The organism is Bradyrhizobium sp. (assembly GCF_049581145.1).
GTDB lineage: Bacteria > Pseudomonadota > Alphaproteobacteria > Rhizobiales > Xanthobacteraceae > Bradyrhizobium.
In genome coordinates this window covers 1-9,050 of sequence record NZ_JBAURI010000497.1, presented here as the reverse complement: position 1 = coordinate 9,050, position 9,050 = coordinate 1, and the positions used below count along the sequence as shown (strand labels likewise).

General features: G+C 60.9%; 10 protein-coding genes and 1 tRNA gene. 1 reads left to right on the top strand and 10 read right to left on the bottom strand.

Going from position 1 to position 9,050, the window contains the following annotated elements:
- Positions 1-5: 5 nt before the first annotated feature.
- Positions 6-389 carry a type II toxin-antitoxin system HicB family antitoxin gene (locus tag WCB02_RS16570; RefSeq protein WP_423959583.1) on the top strand — a complete coding sequence of 128 codons (384 nt, stop codon included), beginning with the start codon at positions 6-8 and terminating at the stop codon, positions 387-389.
- A gap of 12 nt (positions 390-401) precedes the next feature.
- On the opposite strand, the gene WCB02_RS16565 is transcribed toward WCB02_RS16570, so the two are convergent.
- From WCB02_RS16565 to WCB02_RS16520, 10 genes are all read right to left on the bottom strand, one after another.
- Positions 402-620: a type II toxin-antitoxin system HicB family antitoxin gene (locus WCB02_RS16565; protein ID WP_423959581.1), complete on the bottom strand. Its 219-nt coding sequence runs from the start codon at positions 618-620 to the stop codon at positions 402-404.
- A gap of 348 nt (positions 621-968) precedes the next feature.
- A complete protein-coding gene (locus tag WCB02_RS16560; protein WP_423959580.1) occupies positions 969-1,730 on the bottom strand; it encodes a hypothetical protein in 762 nt (253 codons plus the stop codon).
- Positions 1,731-2,070: 340 nt separating this feature from the next.
- Positions 2,071-2,391 (bottom strand): helix-turn-helix domain-containing protein, encoded by a 321-nt coding sequence (locus WCB02_RS16555; RefSeq protein ID WP_423959579.1) that lies wholly within the window; start codon positions 2,389-2,391, stop codon positions 2,071-2,073.
- The gene (locus WCB02_RS16550) at positions 2,381-2,731 is read right to left on the bottom strand and encodes a type II toxin-antitoxin system RelE/ParE family toxin (RefSeq protein ID WP_423959577.1); all 351 of its coding nucleotides are present in this window, start codon (positions 2,729-2,731) and stop codon (positions 2,381-2,383) included. Before WCB02_RS16550 ends, WCB02_RS16555 begins: the two co-directional genes overlap by 11 nt.
- A 287-nt stretch (positions 2,732-3,018) precedes the next feature.
- A complete protein-coding gene (locus WCB02_RS16545; protein ID WP_423959575.1) occupies positions 3,019-3,405 on the bottom strand; it encodes a Fic/DOC family protein in 387 nt (128 codons plus the stop codon).
- A 9-nt stretch (positions 3,406-3,414) separates the two neighbouring features.
- Positions 3,415-3,675, bottom strand: coding sequence for a hypothetical protein (locus WCB02_RS16540; RefSeq protein ID WP_423959574.1), 261 nt, complete (start codon positions 3,673-3,675; stop codon positions 3,415-3,417).
- 231 nt (positions 3,676-3,906) lie between these two features.
- Positions 3,907-4,287 (bottom strand): hypothetical protein, encoded by a 381-nt coding sequence (locus WCB02_RS16535; protein WP_423959572.1) that lies wholly within the window; start codon positions 4,285-4,287, stop codon positions 3,907-3,909.
- A 440-nt stretch (positions 4,288-4,727) separates the two neighbouring features.
- Positions 4,728-5,549, bottom strand: coding sequence for a hypothetical protein (locus tag WCB02_RS16530; protein ID WP_423959571.1), 822 nt, complete (start codon positions 5,547-5,549; stop codon positions 4,728-4,730).
- A 77-nt stretch (positions 5,550-5,626) separates the two neighbouring features.
- Positions 5,627-5,702 (bottom strand) — tRNA-Lys (locus WCB02_RS16525).
- 210 nt (positions 5,703-5,912) lie between these two features.
- Positions 5,913-8,741 (bottom strand): glycosyltransferase, encoded by a 2,829-nt coding sequence (locus WCB02_RS16520; protein ID WP_423959570.1) that lies wholly within the window; start codon positions 8,739-8,741, stop codon positions 5,913-5,915.
- Positions 8,742-9,050 lie beyond the last annotated feature (309 nt).

Genomic DNA, 9,050 nt, shown 5'->3' with positions numbered 1-9,050 from the left:
GTGTCATCGTGGTCAGTTTTCCGGACGTGCCGGAGGCAATCACGCAGGGCGACGATCTGGCGGACGCGCGCGCCCAGGCCGAGGAAGCGCTCGGCCTTGCGCTGTTGACTTATCCGGAGCGGGGTTTGCCGCTGCCAAAGCCGCGCGCGAAGCGAAAGGGCCTGACGATGATTGCGGTCGCACCCGACGTGGCGGCGAAGCTGGCGGTGCTCGGGGCCTTCGCTGCCACCGGCATCGCAAAGAGCGAACTGGCGCGCCGCATGGGAAAAGATGAAAAGGAGATTCGCCGCATTCTCGATCCAAGGCACGCGACCAAATTGCCGGCCATGGTCGATGCCTTGAGGGCGCTGGGAAAGCGGCTCGTCATAGGCGTGGAGGAGGCGGCCTGAAGTCGGAGCAGGTTAGCCGGCGGTCCAGCGCATCGGCTCCGGAACGGCCACATCAATTCGCTCGGCGGCATCGATCCAGCACGCAACCGCGTCATGCGCGTTCTGAATCGCCTCACATTCGGTTTCGCCGCCCGACATGCAGCCCGAAAAGCCCGGGACGGTCGCGACATAGCCGCCGCCATCCTCGGCGGGAAGCGGCTCGACACAAATGCGGTATTCCGGCTTGTCCATCGGATTATCCCTCGCGCAAGTACCTTACCAATTTCCTTAATATATACCGGCTTAATCGGCCGCCGAAAGGGTACCGGTAAAATCTCCCGTTTGTCCGGTGGACGCGACGGGTTGCACGGCCTCGACGATGAAGCGGCTGGCTAAGCCGTGGGCGAGTTCGGACGGCGAAAGGCGATTTGTGCTGATACGCCGTCAGCGAGTAGCCCGCATGAGCGCAGCGATATGCGGGATCGTCGCAAATGGAAATCCCCGGATGTCGCTGCGCTGATCCGGGCTACGCTTGCCGCTCAAACTTTCTTGCAGAGCGAAACAGCACCGAAAGAATAATCAGGCCAATTTTCGGTTTTGTCACGTTCCGGCCGGTCCTTGCGCAACGTCGATAACGTGTCGGTCGCTGCCCACCGTGATAACAATCGTGTAGCTCTTCTGAGCGCCTTCCTGGTCGGTGGGCGGCGCCAAGTGCAATTGACCACCATACCATTCGCCCGGCATCAGGGTATTGTCCTTGATCACGGATTGCTCAAGCACGGCCATGTTCCGCTGTCCAGCCTCTATGGTCGCGCCAATCATCGCATCGTTTTGTGCGGCGGCATTATTTTGCGCGATAGCAGCAGCGGTTGGGCTGTAGAACGTTCCCGTGCGGCCGCTCGGCGTCGTGTATTGTCCATAGCCAGCCTGCGAGGCACTATATGCATTTCCGGCCGCGGCAACTCCAGTGAGGATCGCCGCCGCGATCTGCCGGTTCTTCTCCTCTTGCACGAGCATCTCGTAAGTGACGATCTGCATGGCAAAATCGGATCCGCCGACGTGCTGTGTAACCTCGACCTGTGCGACTCGGAAATCGACCGGGGTTTTTCCAAGATTGTTGATGCCGACCACGAACACGGGCCGACCATTTGCCTTCAGTTGTCGAGAAGCAGGGCGGACCAGCACTAAGGAGCTCTTCTGGCGCGATACAAGGGCGGGCTGCCCGTCGCGCATCATCGCTTGTTGTTGTGGATTGGACGGCCGAAACTGAACCGTCTCATTGGACGCACAGCCGCCCAGCGTAGCGCAAAGCGCCACGATTCCCAGATTGCGCATTTTCTGATCCCCCAGACCCGGCGCCATCCAATCTCAACCTGCGGTCGACAGCAAGCTAGAAAGCTCGAAGGCGCGCCAGCAGGGAGTGGATACGCGGCGCTTACTACACGCCGAGAGCTTACACCGTATTCCTACGGGGCTTGAGGTCTCGGTCGCCCCACTCACAGTACGCGGAGGGCCGATTCAGGGACTTGTGAATATCTCCGGAAAAAGTCGTGCAGCCATCGGCAAGCGCGTAACCCCATTCCGATCGGATCGAGGCGCGGAATTTGCCCGTTCACAAAAGTCCATTTGATACCCTGTCTTCGCAATTCCAGCGCGATCAAAATCTCCGGATGTCGCCACGCTCATCCGGGCTACCGCTTGCTCATACCAACTCGAGCCGGGCATCTTTTTTGTTTTTCGCTTCCGAGATTTCGATCCGGACTTTCTCACCCAAGGCATTCAAGTAACCGAAAAGACGTTCGTAAGAGTGGCCAGCAAAATGTCCGCGCAAGAGTTTCGACACATCGGGTTGAGCTATGCCGAGCAGTGACGCGGCCTTGGCCTGTGTCAGCCTTTTCGACTTGATCCGAGCCGCAATCGCTATGACGAGGTCCGCCTTCACGGCATGCTCGGCAGCATTGGGCAGGCCGATATCCGCAAACACGTTGCCGCTGCTCTTTGTGACTCTGACTTTATTTTTCATAGCTCTCAGCCTCCTGCAATCTGCGCTTGATCTTGTCGATTTCCGTTTTTGGCGTGGCAATGCCGCTTTTGGATTTTTTTTGAAAGGCATGAAGCACGTAGATGACGCCCCTGATCCTCACCGTGTAGACTGCGCGAAAGGTGTTGCCATCGAAATCCGAGACGATTTCCAAAATGCCAGCGCCCTTGAATCCCTTCAGCGGTTTGGCATCGGGATGATTGCCACCCCGCTGGGCGGTTCGGAGCGCAAAGCCGATGCGAGATTTGACCTTGTCGGGGAATCCGCTGAGGTCCTCCAGCGAGGAACCGACGAACGCCAGGGGTGTGTCAAATTTGCTCATCACTTTTACGAATATAGAATATTTACTATATTTCGACGATTGTCAATTTGGGGCGTTGCCAAGGCTGAGATCACTCCGCGGACCATGCGCCGCCCCAAACCATCGTTGAGGCTTCTGATGAAGGCCAGGCTCAAGAGCGGCGACGAATACTGTGGATGCGCCAGCGGAGGCGGCGCCCGCGGCGCCGGGATCCTGTCAGCATGAGCGAGCAAGTAGCCCGCATGAGCGCAGCGATATGCGGGATCAGCGCAAATGAAAATCCCCGGATGTCGCTGCGCTCATCCGGGCTACGCTTGCTCTGCCAGGACGTGCGCCGCCTCCTCGGCAAAGCTCTTGGCACCGAACCCAGACAGGAATTTTTGAGCCTTGAGTGCCGCGAACAGCCGTTTCATCTCGCGGTCAATATGCTCTGGGTAACAGAACGCACTGCCGCTCTTGGAAATCCGGACCGTCCGAATTTTCCCAGCCCAAGGGTATATGCCCTGGAACAGCTGGAAGTGGATGCGACAGTAGTGGCGGTAGCCGAACCTTCCGCGCGGGAACGGCTCCTGGAACCGCTGCGCGGTCATTTCGGCTTCGAAGGCGTCCAACCTGGCTTGGTCGCGCAGCCCGGGGCGGTTTATTAGAACCGTTGTGCCCGGATAGCAGTACGGGTCGGCGATAGCCTCGTACATGCAAGGGGATCACCCCTTGCGATAGGCGCGGGCGATAGCGTTTCGCCGTTCGGCCGGCGAAAGCCCCAAACGGTCGAACTCGACAGCACGCTGCTTGGCGGCCGGCGAGAGTCTGATTCCCTCAACGGCGCTGATCTTTTCGCCCCACGCGCGACCGAGCGCCTTGCCGGCTGCGGACTGGTTGCGCTCTTTGGTGATCCACGCTTCTTCATGCTCAATTGATACCACAGCCAAGTCGGCTTGCCACTGTCTACGATCCGGTGCCAGCATTCCTGGATGAGCTCCCCTTTGACACGGGTTGACCGGCTGAGGCGCGTAGCCTTGGTTTGCTGCCATTTCATGAGGAAATTTGGCACATACGACCGGACTATTTTCGACAGCGCGCAGGGCGGGTTGAGGCGAAGCCGTAACCCGCCATGCTCGCCGAGTGATCCGGCGGATTAAGCCTTTCGCCTTCGCGCGCCACGGCGGGCCAGTCGGCTTCAATCCGCGCAGTGAGCTTCAGCCCGGGCTGCCCTCGGGCTTGCCCTGAAACTGGATGTTGCATTTCTTTGCAATCGAGGCTTGTTCGACGGCGACCATCTGACCTTTCATCTGCGCAAGCTCGGCCGCAGTCTGTTTGTCGCCACTGACGAGAAACGCTGCCGGCCAGAAGATCACGATCGCGGCCGCGGTGGTCCAGCCGTCTTTGGTGTGCTGGCTGTCCTGCGCGCCCGATAGCGTCGCGGCCCTGGTCGATATGGCCTGAGCCTCCAGCGCCAGCTGTTGGCAGGTGTAACCCTGATAGGCGACCGGCGACACATAGGCCGGCGCGACATCCGCGGCCGATGACGCGCAGCCACCGAGCGCGGCGCCCAGCGCCACGATTACCAGATTGCGCATTTTGCTGGTCCCCCCGACCAGCCACCATCCAAGCTCAACCTGCGGTCGACAGCAAGGAAGAAAGCACGAATGTTCGCGAGCATGGAGTGGATAAGCGCAGCGCTACCACACGCCGAGAGCGTCTCGCCGTATTTCTACGGGGCGCGAGGTGTCGGCCCGGGCGCTCACAGGGCGTGGAGGACTGAGTCAGGGACTTGTGAATATCTCCGGAAAGTCATGCCGCTATCGGTTAAGCGCGTAACCTTATCCTATCGCAGCGCGAAAATGCGGCGCCAGCATACGCAATTTGACCGTTCGACAAAGGCCATTTAGTACACTGTCATCGTAATTAGAATCCGCCCTTGAATCGAAGCGCCGCGGTCTCAGGAATTATGTGAAGTCCAGGAGTGTCACCGTAATTCTGGTCGCAGAATTTCGATCCGATCTTCACTCGCGCGAGATCACCGATTTTCCAAACTCTGATTGTAGAGGAAAAACTCTCGGATCAATTGCGCATCCATGAAGTGGATGATGTTGCTCGTGTCGCTGCCGCGGACCACGATGCCTGCGAAACCGCAATAGAAACCGGCCGCATCTTCTCCGACGTGGTAGACCGCTCCCCCACTTAACCCATCCGAAGAATATGTCCCCGACCGTTCGAGCGTGATCGCGTGTAGGCCCGTAGCCGAACTTTGATGGCTATAGTGCCCGGCAGTCGCCGTCATCTTCACCTTGAGATCGTTGAGCTCCCCACTGACCTCGTCGACCCCGTATTGCCGCAAGCTGCTGGGATAGCCATAAACCAGGAATGTAGTTTGCGGTTCACCGTTCCAGACATCGGCGCCTTTGATGTCGAAGAATCCTCTTTCCAACTGCGGCTCGCCGTAGTCGTCCGGCTTGAAGTGCATCGCACACACATCAAGGATCTCCTCACCCGCAAATTCGGGCAGCTCGTTGATGCGGATGAACCGCGTACCTGACACCAGCTTCTCGCCGCGCTTGTCCACTGGAACCACCACATCGCCGGGCGCGCGGTCCGCAATCTGATGGACGCAACAGAACAGCAAGTGTTGTCCCGAAAATCTCAGGCCAGTCGCACTTCCGCGCAGCGAATAGGGATGAGCATCATCGGTGTGGTTTAAGCAAAAGAGCAGCTTTGTGAAGGGTGCCAAAACCTCCGGCAAATGCTTGACCGGGGCCCACAATGATCCGACCCGGATAGAGGCGCTCGGTCCGATGCGCTTCATCTCGGCCGGGTCCATTTGGATCATGTGCGGCACCACGATCGACTCTTGGTTGCAGACAGGGACGTCATGTACTACGCCGCTGTATCATCAACCGTTTGAATTTACTGGAATTTTGGTGAGCGCGGTGGGGCTCGAACCCACGACCCCGTGATTAAAAGTCACGTGCTCTACCGGCTGAGCTACGCGCTCGCTCCCAGCGGCTTAGTAGGGGGCGCGCCGGTTGGGGTCAAGTGCGGAGGTGGTCTCGCCCTGCGGCGGCGTCTTCCGGGTTTCGTCGATCAGGCAATGCTTTAGCGGCGATTCCTGATGCCGGCAGAGCTCCGTCCCGCTTTATCCGCAAGTCATCCAACTTTATCCGTAGGCCGGATTGGCCTGCTTGCTGCGCCCCTCGTTGCCCCCCTAACTGACCTCTCGATGCACCTCCGACGCCACGGTGGCCACCGGCGGCGGCGGGCCGACGCTGGGCAGGCTGACCGGGCGCAGTCCGATCAGTTCGGCGGTGCGCACGCCGGTGTTGCGCCAGAACGAAAACGAGTTGATGCGCGAGCTCTCCAGGATCGCGATCGCGACCGCCGACAGGAAGGGCAGGCTTTCCAGCACCAGCACGCCGGCAAAGATATAGATTTCGCGGATCTGCTTGGCGTTGTTGGTGACGACCAGCACGGCGGCGCCGAGCAGCAGCAGCACGCCGATCACGGCCTCCCAGAACGCCTGGAACTCGATCGACATCCGCGACAGCCCGCCCTTGGAGGTGCGGGCAAACGGCAGGTGCTCGGTGATCAGGCCCTGCGCCACCGCGCGGCACACCGTCCATTGCACCGACATCGCCGCCACCATGGCGCCCAGCATCTGGCCGGTTTTCACCGGCACGCGCAGCCGGTACATGGTCAGGAAGTGCCCGAGCGAGACCACGAAGGCCGCGATGATCGGCAAGGTCAGGATCTTGTCGGGGATCGCGATATCGGCGAACGCCACGATCGGCACCCAGATCAAATTGAGGATCGCGACCACGACGCCGAGGCTCTCGGCGCCGAGCCAGTTCAGCCAGCCGAGCGCGAATTCGCGCTTCTGGTCGCCGGAAAGCCGGCTGGCGCCGGGCAGGAAGCGCCGCCAGTGCTTCTTGACGATCTGGAAGCCGCCATAGGCCCAGCGATGGCGCTGCTTCTTGAAGGCCTCGTAGGTGTCGGGCAACAGCCCGCGGCCATAGCGGTGGTTGGTGTAATGCGTCAGCCAGCCCTGTTCCTGGATGGCGAGCCCGAGGTCGGTGTCCTCGCAGATGGTGTCGCCGGCCCAGCCGCCCGCCATGTCCATCGCGGCGCGCCGGATCAGGCACATCGTGCCATGGACGATGATGGCGTTCTCCTCGTTGCGCTGGACCATGCCGATGTCGAAGAAGCCGGCATATTCGCCGTTCATGATGTAATGCATCAGCGAGCGGTCCTGGTCGCGATGGTCCTGCGGCGCCTGCACCAGGCCGACGCGGGGATCGGCGAACACCGGGACCAGGTCCTTCAGCCAGTCCGGATCCACCACGTAATCGGCATCGATGATGGCGATGATCTCGGCGTCGACGGCGGTGCGGTCCATCGCGATGCGCAGCGCGCCGGCCTTGAACCCCTTGACCTTCTCGGCATTGATGAACACGAAGCGCTCGCCGAGCGCGCGGCAGTGATCCTGGATCGGCTGCCAGAACGCCGGGTCGGGCGTATTGTTGATGATGACGACGCATTCGAAGTTCGGGTAGTCGAGGCGGGCGATCGCATCGAGCGTCTCGATCAGCATCTCCGGCGGCTCGAAATAGGCCGGGATATGGATCGAGACCTTCGGAACGCTCACGGTCTCGCCGATCGTGGCCGGCGCCATCGGCGCGCCCTTCACGATCAGCCGCCGCGGCGGCCGGCCGAACGCGATCGCCGCGACCTCCTCGATCCGCGCCATCGCGATCAGGATCAGCGGCACCAAAAGGATCAGGCCGAGCGTCAGCGCAAACGCCGAGCCGAACACGAAGTAATGGCCGTTCCAGAACGCGAACACGTTCGAGACCCAGGCGCCGACGCCGTTGGCCGTGATCGCGAGCAGGGTGACCTGCAGGATGGTCGGATCGGGCAGCTTCAGGATCGGCAGCGACATCAGGATACCGACCAAAAGCGCGATGGTGGCGAGCTTCCAGTAGTCCGGATTGACGATCGGCCCGGTCCAGGAGAATTTCGGCTCGCGCGCGGCGTTGAGGATGCCCCAATACGGGCCGACGCCGCCCTCGAAGAACTTCCAGGGCTGATCGATGCCTTCGACGATGTTGTATTCCATGCCGATGGCGTCGGCGCGGGCGACGAAATTGCGCAGCACGCTCGCCTGCTCGAACGTGCCGGGATTGGCGTTGAGCAGGTTGTAGCCGGCGCTGGGCCAGCCGAACTCGGCGATCATGATGCGCTTGCCGGGAAATTTTTCGCGCAAAAGGTTGTAGCGGTCGACCGCCTGGTCGACGGCCTGCTTGTCGGAGAAATTCTCCCAGTAGGGCAGGACGTGGGCGGCGATGAAGTCGACGGAGTAGCCGAGCTGCGGATGGTCGCGCCAGACGTTCCAGATTTCGCCCGTCGTCACCGGAACATTGACCGACTTCTTGACGCGCTGAACCAGCTTCGCGAGCCGATGAACGTTGTTTTCGTCGCGCCCCCATTTCACCGGATCGATCTCCTGATCCTTGGGCTTGGGCTGCGCTTCCGCATCCAGATCCCGCTGGGTTTCCTCGCGAAGCAATCGCGCGGCCTCCTCGGGTTCGAGCGCCAGGTTCTCGATCGGGACTTGCTCGCCGCGATAGACGGTTTCGTTGCCGACCACGACACCGATGACGTTGCTGTTGCGGCGGGCGAGGTTGATGGCGGACACGATCTCCCGCTCGTTGCGGTCCTTGTCCTTGTCGATCCAGGCGCCGACCATGACCTTGATGCCGAATTCGGCCGCGATCGGCGGCACCATTTCGACGCCGCCGGTCGATGAGTAGAGCCGGATCGCCTTGGTCATGGTCGACAGCGTCTTCATGTCGGCGCGGATGCGTTCGGCGGACGGAATGTTGTCGACGTCGGGATGCGCGGTGCCCTCGAACGGGGCATAGGACACGCTGGGCAGCATGCCCGTAAAATCAGGGGCCTGCTCCTTCTGCTGGAACACGCCCCACAGCGCCGCGTGCGCGGCGGTGACGAACAACAGAACGGCGACGACGGCGCGCATCGTGACAAACCCAGACGGGGCTTAATGGGAGGAAACGAACCTGTCCCCTAGATTCGACCGACACGACGGCATTTCAAGGATAATACCTGATCGTACTTCAACGCTAGCTCTGCCACGCGATTTCACGATTGGTATGACGCGATGGCGTTTTTATGAGCCGTCTTCATGGGCGCAGATTTTTTTCAACGATCCGCTAACGCGAACCGTTCCAACTGCGCCCGGAACTTTTTTATTTGGCCGGCGGCGGTGGCGGCGAGGGCGTCGGTGAAGGCTGCGGCGTGGCGGGCACGGGCGCGGCCGATCCGGCGG

What these genes read in the sequence shown, in the direction of transcription:
- WCB02_RS16565 (WP_423959581.1), bottom strand. Translation starts at nt 620, where the DNA reads ATGGACAAGCCGGAATACCGCATTTGTGTCGAGCCGCTTCCCGCCGAG.
- WCB02_RS16550 (WP_423959577.1), bottom strand. Translation starts at nt 2,731, where the DNA reads ATGAGCAAATTTGACACACCCCTGGCGTTCGTCGGTTCCTCGCTGGAG.
- WCB02_RS16520 (WP_423959570.1), bottom strand. Translation starts at nt 8,741, where the DNA reads ATGCGCGCCGTCGTCGCCGTTCTGTTGTTCGTCACCGCCGCGCACGCG.
- WCB02_RS16545 (WP_423959575.1), bottom strand. Translation starts at nt 3,405, where the DNA reads ATGTACGAGGCTATCGCCGACCCGTACTGCTATCCGGGCACAACGGTT.
- WCB02_RS16560 (WP_423959580.1), bottom strand. Translation starts at nt 1,730, where the DNA reads ATGGCGCCGGGTCTGGGGGATCAGAAAATGCGCAATCTGGGAATCGTG.
- WCB02_RS16540 (WP_423959574.1), bottom strand. Translation starts at nt 3,675, where the DNA reads ATGCTGGCACCGGATCGTAGACAGTGGCAAGCCGACTTGGCTGTGGTA.
- WCB02_RS16555 (WP_423959579.1), bottom strand. Translation starts at nt 2,391, where the DNA reads ATGAAAAATAAAGTCAGAGTCACAAAGAGCAGCGGCAACGTGTTTGCG.
- WCB02_RS16535 (WP_423959572.1), bottom strand. Translation starts at nt 4,287, where the DNA reads ATGCGCAATCTGGTAATCGTGGCGCTGGGCGCCGCGCTCGGTGGCTGC.